Below are 21,037 nucleotides of genomic sequence, written 5' to 3'. Positions count from 1 at the left end.
CACGCCGATGATAGTGCGGATTCCCGTGTGAAAGTAGGTAATCGTCAGGCTCCCCTGCAAGACCAGAAACCCCACCCCACAAAGGTGGGGTTTCTGCGTTTACGGTCGGAGCTGGAATCACTATATAAGTGAGAGCTATGAGTTTGGAACGGTCAAGCAAGCCTTGACAGCAAGCGGTTGTTCCCTCATAATCATCAGTTCTCTGCGGAGGGGTGCCCGAGTGGCTAAAGGGGGCAGACTGTAAATCTGTTGGCTTACGCCTACGTTGGTTCGAATCCAACCTCCTCCACCAGAATGCAAGCTGTAGCAGTAGTTGGGAATCCATGGATCCTTGCGGGTGTAGCTCAATGGTAGAGCAGAAGCCTTCCAAGCTTACGACGAGGGTTCGATTCCCTTCACCCGCTCCAGTAACAAAGAAGTAGCGCCCATGTGGCTCAGTGGTAGAGCACTCCCTTGGTAAGGGAGAGGTCGGCAGTTCGATCCTGCCCATGGGCACCAGAAGTACTCGGTGATTGTTTGCGCGCGGCGCAACGTACGGATAAATCCTCTTAGGAGTCGAAAATGGCCAAGGGTAAGTTTGAGCGGACCAAGCCGCACGTGAACGTCGGCACGATCGGTCACGTTGACCACGGCAAGACCACGCTGACGGCAGCGATCACGACGGTGCTGACCAAGAAGTTTGGCGGCGAAGCGAAGGCATACGACCAGATCGACGCGGCGCCGGAAGAAAAGGCACGTGGTATCACGATCAACACGGCACACGTCGAGTACGAAACGGCTAACCGCCACTACGCCCACGTCGACTGCCCGGGCCACGCTGACTATGTGAAGAACATGATCACGGGCGCAGCGCAGATGGACGGCGCGATCCTGGTGTGCTCGGCTGCAGACGGCCCGATGCCGCAAACGCGTGAGCACATCCTGCTGGCGCGTCAGGTTGGCGTTCCGTACATCATCGTGTTCCTGAACAAGTGCGACATGGTGGACGACGCTGAGCTGCTGGAACTCGTCGAGATGGAAGTTCGCGAACTTCTGTCGAAGTACGACTTCCCGGGCGACGACACGCCGATCATCAAGGGTTCGGCCAAGCTGGCGCTGGAAGGCGACACGGGCGAGCTGGGCGAAGTGGCGATCATGAATCTGGCCGACGCGCTGGACACGTACATCCCGACGCCGGAGCGCGCAGTTGACGGTGCGTTCCTGATGCCGGTGGAAGACGTGTTCTCGATCTCGGGTCGCGGCACGGTGGTGACGGGGCGCGTTGAGCGCGGCGTCGTGAAGGTTGGCGAGGAAATCGAAATCGTCGGTATCAAGCCGACGGTGAAGACGACCTGCACGGGCGTGGAAATGTTCCGCAAGCTGCTCGACCAGGGTCAGGCAGGCGACAATGTGGGTATCCTGCTGCGCGGCACGAAGCGTGAAGACGTGGAGCGTGGCCAGGTTCTGGCGAAGCCGGGTTCGATCAACCCGCACACGCACTTCACGGCTGAAGTGTACGTGCTGAGCAAGGACGAAGGCGGCCGCCACACGCCGTTCTTCAACAACTATCGTCCGCAGTTCTACTTCCGTACAACGGACGTGACGGGCTCGATCGAGTTGCCGAAGGACAAGGAAATGGTCATGCCGGGCGACAACGTGTCGATCACGGTGAAGCTGATCAACCCGATCGCGATGGAAGAAGGTCTGCGCTTCGCAATCCGCGAAGGTGGCCGTACGGTCGGCGCAGGTGTGGTCGCTAAGATCCTCGAGTAACGCCAGAAAGTTCTCGTTGATCGGTAGTTTCGGGGTTGGCGGTGTCGTCAACCCCAAAATGGTTTAGGGGTATAGCTCAACTGGCAGAGCGTCGGTCTCCAAAACCGAAGGTTGGGGGTTCGATTCCCTCTGCCCCTGCCAACTCTCGCGCTGTATATGGCGCTTCGTTAAGGTGTTATGGCGAATCCTTCCGTCGAAACTGTAAATACATCCGGCGACAAGCTGATGCTCGTCGCGGGCGTATTGTTGGTCTTGGCCGGGTTCGTGGGGTTCTTCTGGCTCAGCGGCCAGGAATGGTACGTCCGCGGAGCCGCCTTGGCTGTTGGCGCTATCGCGGGTGTTGCAGTCGGTCTTCTCTCCGCGCCTGGCAAGGGTTTCATCGCTTTCGCCAAAGACTCGTACAAAGAAGTTCGCAAGGTTGTCTGGCCGACTCGTAAAGAGGCCACCCAGACAACGCTCGTAGTGTTCGGCTTTGTGTTCGTTATGGCGATCTTTCTTTGGATTAGCGACAAATCCATCGAATGGGCGATTTTCTCGGTGATTCTGGGTTGGAAATGATATGAGTGATACTCCGGCATCCCCGAGCGGCAAACGTTGGTACGTGGTGCACGCCTACTCCGGCATGGAGAAGAGCGTGCAACGTGCGCTTCAAGAGCGCATCGAACGTGCCGGCATGCAAGACCAGTTTGGTCAAATCCTCGTTCCGACTGAAGAAGTGGTCGAGGTGAAAGGCGGTCACAAATCGGTGACCGAGCGTCGTTTCTTCCCGGGCTATGTGCTTGTGGAAATGGAAATGACAGACGAAACGTGGCACCTCGTGAAGAACACGGCCAAGGTGACGGGTTTCGTAGGCGGTGCGCGTAATCGTCCGAGCCCGATTTCCCCGCGGGAAGTCGAGAAGATCATGTCGCAAATGCAGGAAGGCGTGGAAAAGCCGCGTCCGAAGACCCTGTTCGAAGTCGGCGAGATGGTGCGGGTGAAGGACGGTCCGTTCACGGATTTCAACGGCAGCGTCGAAGAAGTGAACTACGAAAAGTCGCGCGTCCGTGTTTCCGTTACAATCTTCGGCCGCGCAACGCCGGTCGAGCTGGAATTCGGCCAGGTCGAAAAGTTGTAATCCAGAATTCTACGGGGCGCACCGGTCGGTGCGTTCCGTATTTCGCGCTTACGGTCCGCGTAATGGCCGTTGAGGAGCGTAAGTAGTCTGTTTTTTGGCGAACGCGCGCTACTACTCACTGAATGTCCGCTTGTACTAGGGCGGCGTTCCTAAGAGGTTTTCAAAATGGCAAAGAAAATCATCGGCTTTATCAAGCTGCAGATTCCTGCAGGTAAAGCCAACCCGTCGCCGCCGGTCGGTCCGGCACTGGGCCAGCGCGGCCTGAACATCATGGAGTTCTGCAAGGCGTTCAACGCGCAGACTCAAGCTATGGAACCGGGTCTGCCGATTCCGGTCGTGATCACCGCGTTCGCGGACAAGAGCTTCACGTTCGTTCTGAAGACGCCGCCGGCTACGGTTCTGATCAAGAAGGCAGCGAAGATCGACAAGGGTTCGGCCAAGCCGCATACCGACAAGGTCGGCAAGATCACCCGCGCTCAAGCTGAAGACATCGCCAAGACCAAGATGCCCGATCTGACGGCAGCTGATCTGGACGCAGCGGTTCGTACGATCGCTGGTAGCGCCCGCTCGATGGGCATCACCGTGGAGGGCGTGTAAATGGCTAAGCTTTCAAAACGTCTGCAAGCATTTGCAGCCAAGGTTGATCGTCAAAAGCTGTACGCGATCGACGAAGCTCTGTCGCTCGTGAAGGAATGCGCAAGCGCGAAGTTCGACGAGTCGATCGACGTTGCAGTGCAACTCGGCATCGACGCGAAGAAGTCGGACCAAGTGGTTCGTGGCTCGGTCGTGCTGCCGGCTGGCACCGGTAAGTCGGTTCGCGTGGCTGTGTTCGCACAAGGCGAAAAGGCTGAGCAAGCTCGTGCAGCCGGCGCGGAAGTCGTCGGTATGGAAGACCTGGCTGAACAAGTCAAGGCTGGCAAGCTCGACTTCGACATCGTGATCGCTTCGCCGGACACGATGCGCGTTGTCGGTACGCTCGGTCAGATCCTCGGCCCGCGCGGCCTGATGCCGAACCCGAAGGTTGGCACGGTTACGCCGGACGTCGCGACTGCAGTCAAGAACGCCAAGGCTGGTCAGGTGCAATTCCGTGTCGACAAGGCCGGTATCATCCACGCCACGATCGGCCGTGCTTCGTTCGAGCCGACGGCTCTGCGTAGCAACCTGAACGCTCTCGTCGACGCGCTGCAAAAGGCGAAGCCGGCAACGAGCAAGGGTGTGTACCTGCGTAAGGTTGCACTGTCGAGCACGATGGGCGTTGGCGTTCGCGTCGACCAGGCATCGCTCGCAGCACAGTAATAAATTTCATCGCCTCGATGTGAGTCGAGGTGGTTTTATGGGCTTTGGGCGGTCGCAAGATGGCAGTTTGCATCGAGCGACCGGTTGTCAAAGACCGTTGGCGGGAACGCAGCAGGTAGGCGAACCCTTAATGCAAAGCCAACGCAGATGGCGAACCCGAAAAGGTTTTGTAGTGATGAAACCGTTGGATGTCCGCAGCAATGTGGGCATCGAGCGGTCGAAATACTCCTGACTGGTCGGACGCCGTTATTGAACGCGGTACACAAGGCGCACGCTGCGTGTATCGAATCTGGAGGTTAACCGTGCCACTCAATAAAGAAAGCAAGCAGGCCGTCGTTGCTGAGGTTGCCGCGCAAGTCGCGAAAGCCCAGACCGTGGTTCTGGCTGAGTATCGTGGGATCACGGTTGGCGATCTGACCAAGCTGCGCGCGAAAGCGCGTGAGCAACAGGTTTACCTTCGCGTGTTGAAAAACACGCTGGCGCGTCGCGCTGTTGAAGGTACCCCGTTTGCTTCTTTGGCAGAGCAGATGACCGGTCCCCTGATCTACGGCATCTCGGAAGATGCCATTGCCGCTGCTAAGGTCGTCAACGACTTCGGCAAGAGCAATGACAAGTTGATCATCAAGGCTGGTTCCTACGAAGGCAAGGTGATGGACAAGGCTGGCGTGCAAGCGCTGGCAAACATCCCGAGCCGCGAAGAACTGCTCTCCAAGCTGTTGTACGTTATGCAAGCACCTGTTTCCGGCTTTGCGCGCGCTCTGGCCGCGCTGGCAGAAAAGAAACAAGGCGAAGAAGCTGCTGCGTAACGCACTTCAGTCGAGCGTGATTGATCGCTGGCTGTATCCGAATTCAATTTAGGAGTATTTCAAATGGCAATCGCAAAAGATGACATCCTCGAGGCAGTAAGCTCGATGTCGGTTCTGGAACTGAACGAGCTGGTCAAGGCGTTCGAAGAAAAGTTTGGCGTGTCGGCAGCTGCTGTTGCAGTGGCAGGCCCGGCAGGCGGCGGCGCTGCTGCTGCTGCTGAAGAGCAAACCGAATTCACGGTCAACCTGACGGAAGTCGGCGCGAACAAGGTTTCGGTCATTAAGGCTGTTCGTGAACTGACGGGTCTCGGCCTGAAGGAAGCGAAGGACCTGGTCGACGGTGCACCGAAGCCTGTTAAGGAATCGGTACCGAAGGCTGCTGCTGAAGAAGCCAAGAAGAAGTTGGAAGAAGCCGGCGCGAAGGCTGAAATCAAGTAAGTTTCGGCGCGTTGTGCGAAGGCTGGCGGTTTTCCACCGCCGGCCTTTTTGTGCTTTGTGGGAACCATGTTTTTGTCAGCCGGTTTCGGCAAGAACAGGGGTCCCAGAAGCCAAAGAAAATCGCCTATCGGCAATATTGACCGGCGCTTCTCTTTGTCTTCTGAAGCGACTGCAGAAGGCAAGTTTGGTCGGGTAGCGGGCAACATAGGCATCCGCTGCCGTCAGCCAGCGGTTGGTAGCGGCCAACCACCAAGCTTCTAGGCTCGTTCAAGCCATCGGACGGCCATCGGGTCTCAGTCGGTGAACACTCGGGTTGTCTCATCAAGGTATCCTGCCTCGACAACAATGCCCGCCGTGATTCGGAGATCGTATGCAATATTCCTTCACCGAGAAGAAGCGCATTCGCAAGAGTTTTGCGAAGCGCCCCATCGTTCACCAAGTACCTTTCCTGCTGGCTACCCAGCTTGAATCATTCAGCACGTTTCTGCAAGCAGACACGTCATCCACGCAGCGCAAGCCGGAAGGCCTGCAAGCTGCGTTCACGTCCGTTTTTCCGATTGTTTCGCATAACGGGTTCGCTCGTCTAGAGTTCGTCAGCTACATGCTGTCGCCGCCGGCATTCAACATCAAGGAATGTCAGCAGCGCGGTTTGACGTACTGCTCAGCACTGCGCGCGAAAGTGCGCCTGGTGCTGCTCGACAAGGAATCGCCGAGCAAGCCGGTCGTCAAGGAAGTGAAGGAACAGGAAGTGTACATGGGCGAAATTCCGCTCATGACGCCGACGGGTTCGTTCGTCATCAACGGCACGGAACGCGTGATCGTTTCGCAGTTGCATCGCTCGCCTGGCGTGTTCTTCGAACACGACAAGGGCAAGACGCACAGCTCGGGCAAGCTCCTGTTCTCGGCCCGTATCATTCCTTACCGCGGCTCGTGGCTCGACTTCGAATTCGATCCGAAGGACGTGCTGTACTTCCGCGTTGACCGCCGTCGCAAGATGCCGGTCACGATCCTGCTGAAGGCTATTGGCCTGACGCCGGAACAGATCCTCGCAAACTTCTTCGTGTTCGACAATTTCACGCTGATGCCGGAAGGCGCGCAGATGGAATTCGTGCCGGAGCGTCTGCGTGGTGAAGTCGCACGTTTCGACATTACGGACCGTGATGGCAACGTGATCGTCCAGAAGGACAAGCGGATCAACGCCAAGCACATTCGCGATCTCGACAACGCGAAGACGAAGTTCATCTCGGTGCCGGAAGACTATCTGCTCGGCCGCGTGCTCGCGAAGAACGTTGTCGACGGCGACACGGGTGAAGTCATCGCTAACGCGAACGACGAAATCACCGAAACCGTCCTCGAAAAGCTCCGCGAATCGAAGATCAAAGACATCCAGACGCTCTACACGAACGATCTGGATCAAGGTCCGTACATCTCGTCGACGCTGCGTATCGACGAAACCGCGGACAAGATGGCTGCACGCATTGCGATCTACCGCATGATGCGTCCGGGCGAACCGCCGACCGAAGAAGCGGTCGAGGCGCTGTTCAACCGTCTGTTCTACAGCGAAGACGCATACGACCTGTCCAAGGTGGGTCGTATGAAGTTCAACCGCCGTGTCGGTCGCGACGAAATCGTCGGCCCGATGACGCTGCAAGACGACGACATCCTCGCAACGATCAAGATCCTGGTCGAACTGCGTAACGGCAAGGGCGAAGTGGACGACATCGACCACTTGGGCAATCGTCGTGTGCGTTGCGTCGGCGAACTGGCGGAAAACCAGTTCCGCGCAGGTCTCGTGCGTGTCGAACGTGCTGTGAAGGAACGCCTCGGCCAGGCCGAAAGCGAAAACCTGATGCCGCACGACCTGATCAACTCGAAGCCGATTTCGTCGGCGATTCGCGAGTTCTTCGGTTCGTCGCAGCTGTCGCAGTTTATGGACCAGACCAACCCGCTGTCGGAAATCACCCACAAGCGCCGTGTATCGGCACTTGGCCCGGGCGGTTTGACGCGTGAGCGCGCTGGCTTTGAAGTCCGCGACGTGCACCCGACCCACTACGGCCGTGTGTGCCCGATTGAAACGCCGGAAGGTCCGAACATCGGCCTGATCAACTCGCTCGCACTGTACGCGCACCTGAACGAATACGGCTTCCTCGAAACGCCGTATCGCAAGGTTGTGGACAGCAAGGTGACGGATCAGATCGATTACCTGTCGGCGATCGAAGAAGGCCGTTACGTGATCGCTCAGGCGAACGCGGCGGTTGCTGCTGATGGCTCGCTGACCGACGAACTGGTGTCGTCGCGTGAAGCAGGCGAAACGCTGATGGTGACGCCGGACCGCATCCAGTACATGGACGTGGCGCCGTCGCAGATCGTCTCGGTGGCAGCATCGCTGATTCCGTTCCTCGAGCACGATGACGCGAACCGCGCATTGATGGGTTCGAACATGCAGCGTCAGGCTGTGCCGTGTCTGCGTCCTGAAAAGGCCGTGGTCGGTACGGGTATCGAACGCACGGTGGCAGTCGACTCGGGTACGACGGTTCAGGCATTCCGCGGTGGTGTGGTCGATTACGTCGACGCAGGCCGTATGGTGATCCGCGTGAACGACGATGAAGCCGTTGCTGGCGACGTCGGCGTGGACATCTACAACCTGATCAAGTACACGCGTTCGAATCAGAACACGAACATCAACCAGCGCCCGATCGTAAAGGTCGGCGATATCGTGTCGCGTGGCGACGTGCTGGCTGACGGTGCATCGACCGACCTCGGCGAACTGGCTCTCGGCCAGAACATGCTGGTCGCGTTCATGCCGTGGAACGGCTACAACTTCGAAGATTCGATCTTGATCTCGGAGAAGGTGGTTGCTGACGACCGTTACACGTCGATCCACATCGAAGAACTGAACGTCGTAGCTCGCGATACGAAGCTCGGACCGGAAGAAATCACGCGCGACATCTCGAACCTGGCTGAAGTGCAACTCGGCCGTCTCGACGAGTCGGGCATCGTCTACATCGGCGCTGAAGTCGAAGCAGGCGACGTGCTGGTCGGTAAGGTCACGCCGAAGGGCGAAACCCAACTGACGCCGGAAGAAAAGCTGCTGCGCGCGATCTTCGGTGAAAAGGCTTCGGACGTGAAGGATACGTCGCTGCGCGTGCCGTCGGGCATGAGCGGCACGGTCATCGACGTGCAAGTGTTCACGCGTGAAGGCATTCAGCGCGACAAGCGTGCGCAACAGATCATCGACGATGAACTGAAGCGTTATCGCCTCGACCTGAACGACCAGCTGCGTATCGTGGAAGGCGATGCATTCCAGCGTCTCGCACGTATGCTGACCGGCAAGGTCGCAAACGGTGGTCCGAAGAAGCTCGCGAAGGGCACGAAGATCGAACAGGCTTACCTGGAAGATCTCGACCATTACCATTGGTTCGACATCCGCCTCGCGGACGAAGAAGCAGCGGCACAGCTCGAGGCTATCAAGGACTCGATCGAACAGAAGCGTCACCAGTTCGATCTGGCGTTTGAAGAAAAGCGCAAGAAGCTCACGCAAGGCGACGAATTGCCGCCGGGCGTGCTGAAGATGGTCAAGGTGTATCTGGCTGTTAAGCGTCGTCTGCAGCCTGGCGACAAGATGGCCGGCCGTCACGGTAATAAGGGTGTGGTGTCGAAGATCGTTCCGATCGAAGACATGCCGTACATGGCCGACGGCCGTCCGGCTGACGTCGTTCTGAACCCGCTCGGCGTGCCGTCGCGGATGAACGTGGGTCAGGTTCTCGAAGTGCATCTGGGTTGGGCCGCGAAGGGCCTCGGCTGGCGTATTGCAGAAATGCTGCAACGTCAGGCGAAGATCGCTGAACTGCGCGAATTCCTGACCAAGATCTACAACGAGTCGGGCCGCGCTGAAGAGCTGGACAGCTTCACGGACGACGAAATCGTCGAACTGGCGAAGAACCTGCGCGAAGGCGTTCCGTTTGCCACGCCGGTGTTCGACGGTGCGACGGAAGAAGAAATGTCGCGCGCGCTGGATCTGGCATTCCCGGACGACATCGCGAAGAACCTCGGCATGACGCCGTCGAAGAACCAGGTGCGTCTGTATGACGGCCGCACGGGTGAGATGTTCGAACGTACGGTGACTGTCGGCTACATGCACTACCTGAAGCTGCACCACTTGGTCGACGACAAGATGCACGCGCGTTCCACGGGCCCGTACTCGCTCGTGACGCAGCAGCCGTTGGGCGGTAAGGCGCAGTTCGGTGGCCAGCGTTTCGGTGAAATGGAAGTGTGGGCGCTCGAAGCGTACGGCGCATCGTACGTGTTGCAAGAAATGCTGACGGTGAAGTCGGACGACGTGGCGGGCCGGACCAAGGTGTATGAGAACCTGGTCAAGGGCGATCACGTGATCGACGCCGGCATGCCGGAATCCTTCAACGTGCTCGTGAAGGAAATCCGCTCGCTCGGTATCGATATCGACCTCGACCGCAACTAATCGGACTACGGAGAGAAAGCAATGAAAGCTCTGCTCGATCTATTCAAGCAAGTCCAACAGCCTGAAGTTTTTGACGCGATCAAGATCGGTCTGGCCTCGCCAGACAAGATCCGTTCGTGGTCGTTCGGTGAAGTCAAGAAGCCGGAAACCATCAACTACCGGACGTTCAAGCCGGAACGCGATGGTCTGTTCTGCGCGAAGATTTTCGGGCCGATCAAAGACTACGAATGCCTTTGCGGCAAGTACAAGCGCCTGAAGCATCGTGGCGTGATCTGTGAAAAGTGCGGCGTCGAAGTGACGCTCGCGAAGGTGCGTCGCGAACGGATGGGCCACATTGAGCTGGCCTCGCCGGTCGCTCACATCTGGTTCCTGAAGTCGCTGCCGTCGCGTCTGGGCATGGTGCTCGACATGACGCTGCGCGACATCGAACGCGTGCTGTACTTCGAAGCATACGTGGTGATCGATCCGGGCATGACGCCGCTGAAAGCGCGGCAGATCATGACGGAAGAGGATTACTACAACAAGGTCGAAGAGTACGGTGACGAATTCCGTGCCGAGATGGGCGCGGAAGGCGTTCGCGAACTGCTGCGCGCGATCAACATCGACGAACAGGTCGAGATGCTGCGCACTGAACTCAAGAACACGGGTTCGGAAGCGAAGATCAAGAAGTATGCGAAGCGCCTGAAGGTGCTCGAGGCCTTCCAGCGTTCGGGCATCAAGCCTGACTGGATGGTGCTCGAAGTGCTGCCGGTGCTGCCGCCGGAACTGCGTCCGCTGGTGCCGCTGGATGGTGGCCGCTTCGCGACGTCGGACCTGAACGACCTGTATCGCCGCGTGATCAACCGTAACAACCGGTTGAAGCGTCTGCTCGAACTGAAGGCGCCTGAAATCATCGTCCGCAACGAAAAGCGGATGCTGCAGGAAGCCGTCGATTCGCTGCTCGACAACGGTCGTCGCGGTAAGGCAATGACCGGCGCGAACAAGCGTCCGCTGAAGTCGCTCGCTGACATGATCAAGGGTAAGGGCGGTCGTTTCCGTCAGAACTTGCTCGGTAAGCGCGTCGACTACTCGGGCCGTTCGGTGATCGTCGTCGGCCCGACGCTGAAGCTGCATCAGTGCGGTCTGCCGAAGCTGATGGCGCTCGAACTGTTCAAGCCGTTCATCTTCAACAAGCTCGAAGTGATGGGTGTTGCTACCACCATCAAGGCTGCGAAGAAGGAAGTCGAGAACCAGACGCCGGTGGTGTGGGACATCCTCGAAGAGGTGATCCGCGAACATCCGGTCATGCTGAACCGTGCGCCGACGCTGCACCGTCTTGGCATTCAGGCTTTCGAGCCGGTGCTGATCGAAGGTAAGGCTATCCAGCTGCACCCGCTCGTTTGCGCGGCGTTCAACGCCGACTTCGACGGTGACCAGATGGCTGTGCACGTGCCGCTGTCGCTCGAAGCGCAGATGGAAGCGCGTACGCTGATGCTGGCGTCGAACAACATCCTGTTCCCGGCCAACGGCGATCCGTCGATCGTGCCGTCGCAGGATATCGTGCTCGGCCTGTACTACGCGACGCGTGAAGCAGTGAACGCCAAGGGCGAAGGCCTGACGTTCACCGGCGTGTCGGAAGCACTGCGTGCTTACGAGAACAAGGAAGTCGAGCTGGCCTCGCGCGTCAACGTGCGGATCACGGAAATGGTCCACAACGAAGACAAGTCGGAAGGCGCACCGGCGTTCGTGCCGAAGATCTCGCTGTACGCGACGACCGTCGGCCGCGCAATCCTGTCGGAAATCCTTCCGCCGGGCCTGCCGTTCTCGGTGCTGAACAAGCCGTTGAAGAAGAAGGAAATCTCGCGCCTCATCAACACCGCATTCCGCAAGTGCGGTCTGCGCGAAACGGTGATTTTCGCCGACCAGTTGATGCAGTCGGGTTTCCGTCTGGCAACGCGCGCCGGTATTTCGATTTGCGTCGACGACATGCTCGTGCCGCCGCAGAAAGAACAGATCGTCGGCGATGCAGCCAAGAAGGTGAAGGAATACGACCGTCAGTACATGTCGGGTCTCGTCACGTCGCAAGAGCGCTACAACAACGTGGTCGACATCTGGTCGGCAACGTCGGAAGCGGTCGGCAAGGCGATGATGGAACAGCTGTCGACGGAACCGGTGGTCGATCGCGACGGCAACGAAACGCGTCAGGAGTCGTTCAACTCCATCTACATGATGGCGGACTCGGGTGCTCGTGGTTCCGCAGTTCAGATTCGTCAGCTGGCCGGTATGCGTGGCCTGATGGCGAAGCCGGACGGCTCGATCATCGAGACGCCGATTACGGCGAACTTCCGTGAAGGCCTGAACGTGTTGCAGTACTTCATCTCGACCCACGGTGCACGTAAGGGTCTGGCTGATACGGCACTGAAGACGGCAAACTCGGGTTACCTGACGCGTCGTCTGGTCGACGTGACGCAGGATCTGGTGGTGGTCGAGGACGATTGCGGTACGTCCAACGGCGTCGCCATGAAGGCGTTGGTCGAAGGCGGTGAAGTCGTCGAAGCGTTGCGTGACCGTATCCTCGGCCGCGTGACGGTGGCTGACGTCGTCAATCCGGAAACGCAGGAAACGCTGTACGAAACGGGCACGTTGCTCGACGAAGACGCGGTCGAAGAAATCGAACGCCTCGGCATCGACGAAGTGCGCGTGCGTACGCCGCTGACTTGCGAAACGCGTTACGGTCTGTGCGCAGCCTGCTATGGCCGCGACCTGGGTCGTGGCTCGTCGGTGAACGTCGGTGAAGCAGTTGGCGTGATCGCTGCTCAGTCGATCGGTGAACCGGGCACGCAGCTCACGATGCGTACGTTCCACATCGGTGGTGCGGCATCGCGTGCAGCAGTGGCTTCGTCGGTTGAAGCCAAGTCGAACGGTACGGTGCGTTTCACGGCGACGATGCGTTACGTCACCAACGCGAAGGGCGAGCAGATCGTCATCTCGCGTTCGGGCGAAGCGATGATCACCGACGACCACGGCCGCGAGCGCGAACGTCACAAGGTGCCGTACGGCGCGACGCTGTTGCAACTGGATGGTGCTCAGATCAAGGCCGGTACGCAACTGGCGACGTGGGATCCGATGACGCGTCCGATCATCACCGAGTACGGTGGTACGGTGAAGTTCGAAAACGTCGAAGAAGGCGTGACGGTTGCCAAGCAGATCGACGATGTGACGGGTCTCTCGACGCTGGTCGTGATCGACGTGAAGCGCCGCGGTTCGCAAGCGTCGAAGACGGTGCGCCCGCAGGTCAAGCTGCTCGACGCGAACGGCGAAGAAGTCAAGATCCCGAACACCGAGCACTCGGTGCAGATCGGCTTCCAAGTTGGCGCTCTGATCACCGTGAAGGACGGTCAGCAAGTGCAGGTCGGTGAAGTGCTGGCACGTATCCCGGTTGAATCGCAAAAGACTCGCGACATTACCGGTGGTCTGCCGCGTGTGGCCGAACTGTTCGAAGCGCGCTCGCCGAAGGACGCCGGCATTCTGGCGGAAGTCACGGGCACGACGTCGTTCGGTAAGGACACGAAGGGCAAGCAGCGTCTCGTTATCACGGACCTCGAAGGCAATCAGCACGAGTTCCTGATCGCGAAGGAAAAGCAGGTTCTGGTGCACGATGGTCAGGTCGTCAACAAGGGCGAAATGATTGTCGATGGTCCGGCTGATCCGCACGACATTCTGCGTTTGCAGGGCGTCGAAGCGCTGGCGCGCTACATCGTTGACGAAGTGCAGGACGTGTATCGTCTGCAGGGCGTGAAGATCAATGACAAGCACATTGAAGTGATCGTCCGTCAGATGCTGCGCCGCGTGCAGATCGTCGATAACGGTGACACGCGCTTCATCATGGGCGAACAGGTCGAGCGCTCGGATATGCTCGACGAGAACGACCGGATGGCTGCGGAAGGCAAGATCCCGGCAACCTACGACAACGTGCTGCTCGGTATCACGAAGGCATCGCTGTCGACCGATTCGTTCATCTCCGCGGCGTCGTTCCAGGAAACGACCCGCGTGCTGACCGAAGCGGCGATCATGGGCAAGCGCGACGATTTGCGCGGGCTGAAGGAAAACGTGATCGTTGGTCGTCTGATTCCGGCTGGTACGGGTCTCGCGTTCCACAAGGCACGCAAGAGCAAGGAACTGTCCGACCGCGAGCGTTTCGATCAGATCGCAGCAGAAGAGTCGTTCGAATTCGGTACGCCGGAAACCCCGGCTGCCGAACAGCAGCACTCAGGCGAGTAAGTCCGGGCGGCGCAAGCCGCTTGGGCTCACAAGCCAGCGAAGCCGCTCAGTTTCGACTGAGCGGCTTTTTTTTGTCGACAGGAGTTAGTGCTTTAGCACTTACTCCTGTCCCATGCACCGCGGGCGCCTCATTTTTGTGCGTTTTTTGTGGATTCGTCGGCCGAACGGCTAACGTTGTCGCAAAGCGCGGGCGCAGCACGAATGCGTTGGTAAAATTCGTGTCACCGGCATCACGCTGCTTCTCTCCAATTCATGTCCCGTTCGCTCGAAATCCTCAACGAAGTTTTTGGCTACCCCGCATTCCGAGGACAGCAAGGCGAAATTGTCGAACACGTCGCTGGCGGAGGCGATTGTCTCGTGTTGATGCCAACGGGCGGCGGCAAATCGTTGTGCTATCAGATCCCGTCGCTGGTGCGGCGGGAGGCAGGCTGCGGAGCGGGGATCGTCGTGTCCCCGCTGATTGCATTGATGCAGGACCAGGTCGCTGCCCTGAAGGAAGTCGGCGTTAGGGCTGCGTATCTGAATTCGACGCTGTCGAGCGCCGAAGCGATGGCCACTGAGCGTGCGCTGCGCGAAGGCGAAATCGATTTGCTGTACGTGGCGCCGGAACGGTTGATGACGCCCCGTTTCCAGGAGTTGCTCGAGCGCACGCGCATCGGGCTGTTCGCCATCGACGAAGCGCATTGCGTGTCGCAATGGGGTCACGATTTCCGTCCTGAGTATATTCAGCTGTCGGTGCTGCACGAGCGCTTTCCGAACGTGCCGCGCATCGCGCTCACCGCGACCGCTGACGCGATCACGCGCGACGAAATCATCCACCGTCTCGCGCTCGATGACGCGCGCATCTTTGTATCAAGCTTCGATCGCCCGAACATCCGCTATCGCATCGTCGAAAAGGACAATGCGCGCACGCAGTTGCTCGACTTTATTCGCGCTGAACACTCGAAACCGGACGGTACGACCGACGCCGGCGTTGTCTATTGCCTGTCGCGTCGCAAGGTCGAAGAAACGGCTGAGTGGCTGAAAGAGAAGGGGATGCGCGCGTTGCCGTACCACGCCGGCATGGAGTTCGAAATTCGCCAGAAGCATCAGGAGATGTTCCAGCGCGAGGAAGGCATCGTGATGTGCGCGACGATCGCGTTCGGTATGGGGATCGACAAGCCGGACGTGCGCTTCGTGGCTCACCTTGATTTGCCGAAGAGTGTCGAAGGGTACTACCAGGAAACCGGGCGCGCCGGCCGCGACGGCATGCCGGCGAACGCCTGGATGGCGTATGGTCTAGGCGACGTCGTGCAGCAGCGCAAGATGATTGACGAGTCCGACGCCGACGACGCGCATAAACGTGTTCAGACCGGCAAGCTCGACGCGTTGCTCGGGCTGTGCGAGGCGGCGACTTGCCGCCGGGTGCGGCTGCTCGCGTATTTCGGCGAGTCGAGCAAGCCGTGTGGCAACTGCGATAACTGCATCGAACCGCCCGACACGTGGGACGCGACGCGCGAAGCGCAGATGGCGTTGTCATGTGTGTTCCGCGCGCAGCGGGCGAGTGGCTTTCACTTTGGCGCAGGGCACCTGATCGATATTCTGCGTGGCAACCGTAGCGAGAAGATCTTGCAGCGCGGCCACGAGAAGCTCACCACTTTTGGGATCGGGGCGGCACTCGGCGAGCCGGAGTGGCGCGCCATTTTTCGCCAGCTCGTCGCATTTGGCTACCTCGCCGTCGACCACGAAGGCTTCGGCTCGCTGGTGCTGACCGAAGCCGCCAAAGCAGTGCTGAAGAGCGAGCAGAACGTAACAATGCGTCGCTACGTGAAACCGACGCGTACCCGCCAGTCTTCCAGCCGCACCAGCGAACGCGCCGACCCGACGATCGGCATGGGTCCGCGCGAGCGCGCCCGCTGGGAGCGCCTGCGCGCCTGGCGCACGGAGACTGCGAAAAGCGACGGCGTGCCGGCCTACGTCATCTTCCACGACGCCACGCTGGCCGAAATTGCCCGCAACGGCCCTGATTCCATTGAGGATTTGCGCGGCATTCCGGGCATGGGCGCCCGCAAACTGGACCGTTTCGGCGACGAATTGCTGGAAGTCGTCGGCGCCGACTAAGCGCCAGCGAGCGCAGTTTGAGGTCGGCAGGCGTGCGAAACATTGCAACCTGTTGACTCCCTTAGCATTTTCGGAATATTATGCTAGGTTCCGGTTCTTGGAATGCCTGTGTGCGAAGTCAATTCGTGCGCCGACCCCTCGGCCCGGAAGTTCGATGCGCAATCGTTTCTGCTTTGCCCGGAAACAGATGCGTCGATTTTGTTCAATTTCAGGAATAAACAATGCCAACCATCAATCAACTGGTTCGCAAAGGCCGCGCGTCGGAAACGACGAAGAGCAAGAGCCCGGCTTTGCAGGACTGCCCCCAGCGTCGCGGCGTGTGCACCCGTGTGTACACCACGACGCCGAAGAAGCCTAACTCGGCACTGCGTAAGGTTGCCAAGGTTCGTCTGACGAACGGCTTCGAAGTTATTTCGTATATCGGTGGTGAAGGCCACAACCTGCAGGAACACTCGGTCGTGCTGATTCGCGGCGGCCGTGTTAAGGACTTGCCGGGTGTGCGTTACCACATGGTTCGTGGCTCGCTGGATACCCAGGGCGTCAAGGATCGTAAGCAGGCTCGCTCGAAGTACGGTGCGAAGCGTGCCAAGGCTGGCAAGTAATTAGCCGGCCAGTGTAGTTTCAGGTCGCCTGTAAAGGCGGTAATAGCGGTGGTGCCGGAATCGCCGGTGCTGTCGAGTAAGTGGTCACCCGACCAGGCTGGTAAGTCGTTAGAGATGAATCGGGTTAGTTGGTGGCCGCGGGGCTAAAAAATAGCTCCAACTGAAAAGTTAAAGGAAGAAACATGCCGCGTCGTCGCGAAGTCCCCAAGCGGGAAGTGTTGCCGGATCCGAAATTCGGTAACGTAGATGTAGCTAAGTTCATGAACGTGCTGATGCTCTCCGGCAAGAAGTCGGTTGCTGAGCGCATCGTGTACGGCGCTTTCGAACAGATCCAGACCAAGGGTGGCAAGGACCCGCTGGAAGTGTTCACGGTAGCGCTCAACAACGTCAAGCCGGTGGTGGAAGTTAAGAGCCGCCGCGTTGGTGGTGCGAACTATCAGGTTCCGGTCGAAGTGCGTCCGTCGCGTCGTATGGCATTGGCGATGCGTTGGTTGCGTGAAGCCGCGAAGAAGCGCAGCGAGAAGTCGATGGCCCTGCGTCTGGCAGGTGAACTCTCCGAAGCGGCCGAAGGCCGTGGCGGCGCGATGAAGAAGCGCGACGAAGTTCACCGGATGGCAGAAGCCAACAAGGCGTTCTCGCACTTCCGTTTCTAAGCTTCCCGAACCCGGGTTTAGCAGAAAAAGCGGAAAGAAATTCCGGGCGGGTGCGCTTACAAAGCGCCTCGCCCGTTTGTGTTACAGCGCGATGGGTATTTTCTCGCATCGCGTCATCCCAATAGAGGATCAAAGTGGCTCGCAAGACACCTATCGAGCGCTACCGTAACATCGGTATTAGCGCTCACATCGACGCCGGCAAAACGACGACGACCGAGCGCATCCTGTTCTACACCGGCGTGAACCACAAGATTGGTGAAGTTCACGACGGCGCTGCCACCATGGACTGGATGGAGCAGGAGCAGGAACGCGGCATCACGATCACGTCCGCTGCTACCACGGCATTCTGGAAAGGCATGGCCGGCGACCGCGCTGAGCACCGCATCAACATCATCGACACCCCGGGCCACGTTGACTTCACGATTGAAGTTGAGCGCTCGATGCGCGTGCTCGACGGCGCATGCATGGTGTATTGCGCAGTGGGCGGCGTGCAGCCCCAGTCGGAAACCGTGTGGCGTCAGGCTAACAAGTACAAGGTTCCCCGTCTCGCGTTCATCAACAAGATGGACCGCACCGGCGCGAACTTCTTCAAGGTCTACGACCAGCTCAAGCTGCGTCTGAAGGCGAACCCGGTTCCGGTCGTGGTGCCTATCGGCGCTGAAGAATCGTTCACGGGCGTGGTCGATCTGCTGAAGATGAAAGCGATCATTTGGGACGAAGCGTCCCAAGGCACGAAGTTCTCGTACGAAGAAATCCCGGCAGAACTCGTCGACACGTGCAATGAATGGCGCGAGAAGATGGTCGAAGCTGCGGCTGAATCGAGCGAAGACCTGATGAACAAGTACCTCGAAGAAGGTGAGTTGACGGAAGCAGAAATCGTCAAGGGTCTGCGCGACCGTACGATCGCTTGCGAAATCCAGCCGATGCTGTGCGGTACCGCGTTCAAGAACAAGGGCGTGCAACGCATGCTGGACGCCGTGCTCGACTTCCTGCCGTCGCCGATCGACATTCCGCCGGTTACGGGCGAACTCGAAAACGGTGAAAAGGCTGAACGTCGCGCGGCTGACGACGAGAAGTTCTCGTCCCTCGCATTCAAGATCATGACCGACCCGTTTGTCGGCCAGCTGATCTTCTTCCGTGTGTACTCCGGCACGACGAAGTCGGGCGACACGCTGCTGAACGCGACCAAGGACAAGAAGGAACGTCTCGGTCGTATTCTGCTGATGCACGCAAACCAGCGTGAAGAAATCAAGGAAGTGCACGCAGGCGACATCGCTGCGGCTGTCGGCCTGAAAGACGCAACCACGGGCGACACGCTGTGCGATCCGCTGCACCCGATCGTGCTCGAACGCATGATTTTCCCGGAGCCGGTGATTTCGCAGGCTGTTGAGCCGAAGACGAAGCCGGACCAGGAAAAGATGGGTCTGGCCCTGAACCGTCTGGCTCAGGAAGATCCGTCGTTCCGCGTTCAAACGGACGAAGAATCGGGTCAAACCATTATTTCGGGCATGGGCGAGCTCCACCTGGAAATTCTGGTCGACCGGATGAAGCGTGAATTCGGCGTCGAAGCAACCGTCGGCAAGCCGCAAGTGGCGTATCGTGAAACGATCCGCGGCAAGGCGGAAGACGTTGACGGTAAGTTCGTCAAGCAGTCGGGTGGTCGCGGCCAGTACGGTCACGCGGTCATTACGCTCGAGCCGAATGAGCAGGGCAAGGGCTACGAGTTCCTGGACGAGATCAAGGGCGGTGTGATTCCGCGTGAATACATCCCGGCAGTCGACAAGGGTATCCAGGAAACGCTGAAGGCTGGCGTGCTGGCAGGCTTCCCGGTCGTTGACGTGAAGGTTCACCTGACGTTCGGTTCGTACCACGACGTCGACTCGAACGAAAATGCGTTCCGCATGGCCGGTTCGATGGCGTTCAAGGAAGCAATGCGCAAGGCTCAACCGGTCATCCTCGAACCGATGATGGCTGTGGAAGTCGAAACGCCTGAAGATTACATGGGCAACGTGATGGGCGATCTGTCGGGTCGTCGCGGCATCGTTCAGGGCATGGACGACATGGTTGGCGGCGGCAAGATCGTTCGCGCCGAAGTCCCGCTGTCGGAAATGTTCGGCTACTCGACCTCGCTGCGTTCGCTGACCCAAGGTCGTGCAACGTACACGATGGAGTTCAAGCATTACTCCGAAGCACCGCGTAACGTGTCGGAAGCGATCATCAACGCCAAGTCGAAGTAATCGCGCGGCAAGTCATTCAACGATTAACTTTTTGAAAGAAGAGAAACATGGCTAAAGGTAAATTCGAACGGACCAAGCCGCACGTGAACGTCGGCACGATCGGTCACGTTGACCACGGCAAGACCACGCTGACGGCAGCGATCACGACGGTGCTGACCAAGAAGTTTGGCGGCGAAGCGAAGGCATACGACCAGATCGACGCGGCGCCGGAAGAAAAGGCACGTGGTATCACGATCAACACGGCACACGTCGAGTACGAAACGGCTAACCGCCACTACGCCCACGTCGACTGCCCGGGCCACGCTGACTATGTGAAGAACATGATCACGGGCGCAGCGCAGATGGACGGCGCGATCCTGGTGTGCTCGGCTGCAGACGGCCCGATGCCGCAAACGCGTGAGCACATCCTGCTGGCGCGTCAGGTTGGCGTTCCGTACATCATCGTGTTCCTGAACAAGTGCGACATGGTGGACGACGCTGAGCTGCTGGAACTCGTCGAGATGGAAGTTCGCGAACTTCTGTCGAAGTACGACTTCCCGGGCGACGACACGCCGATCATCAAGGGTTCGGCCAAGCTGGCGCTGGAAGGCGACACGGGCGAGCTGGGCGAAGTGGCGATCATGAATCTGGCCGACGCGCTGGACACGTACATCCCGACGCCGGAGCGCGCAGTTGACGGTGCGTTCCTGATGCCGGTGGAAGACGTGTTCTCGATCTCGGGTCGCGGCACGGTGGTGACGGGGCGCGTTGAGCGCGGCGTCGTGAAGGTTGGCGAGGAAATCGAAATCGTCGGTATCAAGCCGACGGTGAAGACGACCTGCACGGGCGTGGAAATGTTCCGCAAGCTGCTCGACCAGGGTCAGGCAGGCGACAATGTGGGTATCCTGCTGCGCGGCACGAAGCGTGAAGACGTGGAGCGTGGCCAGGTTCTGGCGAAGCCGGGTTCGATCAACCCGCACACGCACTTCACGGCTGAAGTGTACGTGCTGAGCAAGGACGAAGGCGGCCGCCACACGCCGTTCTTCAACAACTATCGTCCGCAGTTCTACTTCCGTACAACGGACGTGACGGGCTCGATCGAGTTGCCGAAGGACAAGGAAATGGTCATGCCGGGCGACAACGTGTCGATCACGGTGAAGCTGATCAACCCGATCGCGATGGAAGAAGGTCTGCGCTTCGCAATCCGCGAAGGTGGCCGTACGGTCGGCGCAGGTGTGGTCGCTAAGATTCTCGAGTAAAATCAAGGGTTGAAGTTGCAGTAAGTGGTGCCCGGAGCCGGGCGCCAGCACCATGGCGTGT

At 58.9% G+C, this 21,037-nt stretch carries 14 protein-coding genes and 4 tRNA genes; all 18 read left to right on the top strand.

What is annotated here, in order from left to right; translation table 11 throughout:
* Nucleotides 1–206 precede the first annotated feature (206 nt).
* The 18 genes from M0D67_RS23745 to tuf (M0D67_RS23660) all read left to right on the top strand — a co-directional run bounded on the left by M0D67_RS23745 (nucleotide 207) and on the right by tuf (M0D67_RS23660) (nucleotide 20,976).
* Nucleotides 207–292: transfer RNA gene (locus M0D67_RS23745), tRNA-Tyr, on the top strand.
* Between the two features lie 41 nt (nucleotides 293–333).
* Nucleotides 334–407, top strand: a tRNA-Gly gene (locus M0D67_RS23740).
* Between the two features lie 16 nt (nucleotides 408–423).
* A tRNA-Thr gene (locus M0D67_RS23735) sits at nucleotides 424–498 on the top strand.
* A gap of 63 nt (nucleotides 499–561) precedes the next feature.
* Nucleotides 562–1,752 (top strand): elongation factor Tu, encoded by a 1,191-nt coding sequence (tuf, locus tag M0D67_RS23730; protein ID WP_063497539.1) that lies wholly within the window; start codon nucleotides 562–564, stop codon nucleotides 1,750–1,752.
* A gap of 65 nt (nucleotides 1,753–1,817) precedes the next feature.
* A tRNA-Trp gene (locus tag M0D67_RS23725) sits at nucleotides 1,818–1,893 on the top strand.
* A gap of 36 nt (nucleotides 1,894–1,929) precedes the next feature.
* Nucleotides 1,930–2,310: a preprotein translocase subunit SecE gene (secE, locus tag M0D67_RS23720; protein WP_046567533.1), complete on the top strand. Its 381-nt coding sequence runs from the start codon at nucleotides 1,930–1,932 to the stop codon at nucleotides 2,308–2,310.
* 1 nt (nucleotide 2,311) lies between these two features.
* The gene (gene nusG, locus M0D67_RS23715) at nucleotides 2,312–2,869 is read left to right on the top strand and encodes a transcription termination/antitermination protein NusG (RefSeq protein ID WP_007180147.1); all 558 of its coding nucleotides are present in this window, start codon (nucleotides 2,312–2,314) and stop codon (nucleotides 2,867–2,869) included.
* A 165-nt stretch (nucleotides 2,870–3,034) separates the two neighbouring features.
* Nucleotides 3,035–3,466 carry a 50S ribosomal protein L11 gene (rplK, locus tag M0D67_RS23710; protein WP_025496715.1) on the top strand — a complete coding sequence of 144 codons (432 nt, stop codon included), beginning with the start codon at nucleotides 3,035–3,037 and terminating at the stop codon, nucleotides 3,464–3,466.
* Nucleotides 3,467–4,165, top strand: coding sequence for a 50S ribosomal protein L1 (gene rplA / locus M0D67_RS23705; RefSeq protein ID WP_011490061.1), 699 nt, complete (start codon nucleotides 3,467–3,469; stop codon nucleotides 4,163–4,165).
* Nucleotides 4,166–4,467: 302 nt separating this feature from the next.
* Nucleotides 4,468–4,971 carry a 50S ribosomal protein L10 gene (rplJ, locus tag M0D67_RS23700; protein ID WP_054043370.1) on the top strand — a complete coding sequence of 168 codons (504 nt, stop codon included), beginning with the start codon at nucleotides 4,468–4,470 and terminating at the stop codon, nucleotides 4,969–4,971.
* 63 nt (nucleotides 4,972–5,034) lie between these two features.
* Nucleotides 5,035–5,409 (top strand): 50S ribosomal protein L7/L12, encoded by a 375-nt coding sequence (gene rplL, locus M0D67_RS23695; protein WP_054043372.1) that lies wholly within the window; start codon nucleotides 5,035–5,037, stop codon nucleotides 5,407–5,409.
* A gap of 370 nt (nucleotides 5,410–5,779) precedes the next feature.
* Nucleotides 5,780–9,886 (top strand): DNA-directed RNA polymerase subunit beta, encoded by a 4,107-nt coding sequence (gene rpoB, locus M0D67_RS23690; protein WP_054043374.1) that lies wholly within the window; start codon nucleotides 5,780–5,782, stop codon nucleotides 9,884–9,886.
* A gap of 21 nt (nucleotides 9,887–9,907) precedes the next feature.
* Nucleotides 9,908–14,146 (top strand): DNA-directed RNA polymerase subunit beta', encoded by a 4,239-nt coding sequence (rpoC, locus tag M0D67_RS23685; RefSeq protein ID WP_093647725.1) that lies wholly within the window; start codon nucleotides 9,908–9,910, stop codon nucleotides 14,144–14,146.
* A gap of 252 nt (nucleotides 14,147–14,398) precedes the next feature.
* Complete coding sequence (gene recQ, locus M0D67_RS23680) at nucleotides 14,399–16,246, top strand: DNA helicase RecQ (protein WP_154566893.1); 1,848 nt, start codon at nucleotides 14,399–14,401, stop codon at nucleotides 16,244–16,246.
* Between the two features lie 221 nt (nucleotides 16,247–16,467).
* On the top strand, nucleotides 16,468–16,848 hold the full coding sequence (rpsL, locus tag M0D67_RS23675) for a 30S ribosomal protein S12 (RefSeq protein WP_006998493.1): 381 nt from the start codon (nucleotides 16,468–16,470) through the stop codon (nucleotides 16,846–16,848).
* Nucleotides 16,849–17,030: 182 nt separating this feature from the next.
* Entirely contained in the window at nucleotides 17,031–17,501 is a 471-nt protein-coding gene (rpsG, locus tag M0D67_RS23670) for a 30S ribosomal protein S7 (RefSeq protein ID WP_006053291.1), read from the top strand.
* A gap of 134 nt (nucleotides 17,502–17,635) precedes the next feature.
* A complete protein-coding gene (gene fusA / locus M0D67_RS23665; protein ID WP_054043378.1) occupies nucleotides 17,636–19,738 on the top strand; it encodes an elongation factor G in 2,103 nt (700 codons plus the stop codon).
* 47 nt (nucleotides 19,739–19,785) lie between these two features.
* A complete protein-coding gene (gene tuf, locus M0D67_RS23660; protein ID WP_063497539.1) occupies nucleotides 19,786–20,976 on the top strand; it encodes an elongation factor Tu in 1,191 nt (396 codons plus the stop codon).
* Nucleotides 20,977–21,037 lie beyond the last annotated feature (61 nt).

It is taken from the genome of Paraburkholderia sp. SECH4, assembly GCF_030511745.1.
In the GTDB taxonomy this organism is placed as follows: domain Bacteria; phylum Pseudomonadota; class Gammaproteobacteria; order Burkholderiales; family Burkholderiaceae; genus Paraburkholderia; species Paraburkholderia madseniana.
Note: the sequence above shows the minus strand (reverse complement) of the source record. Positions and strands in the feature narration are given on the sequence as shown.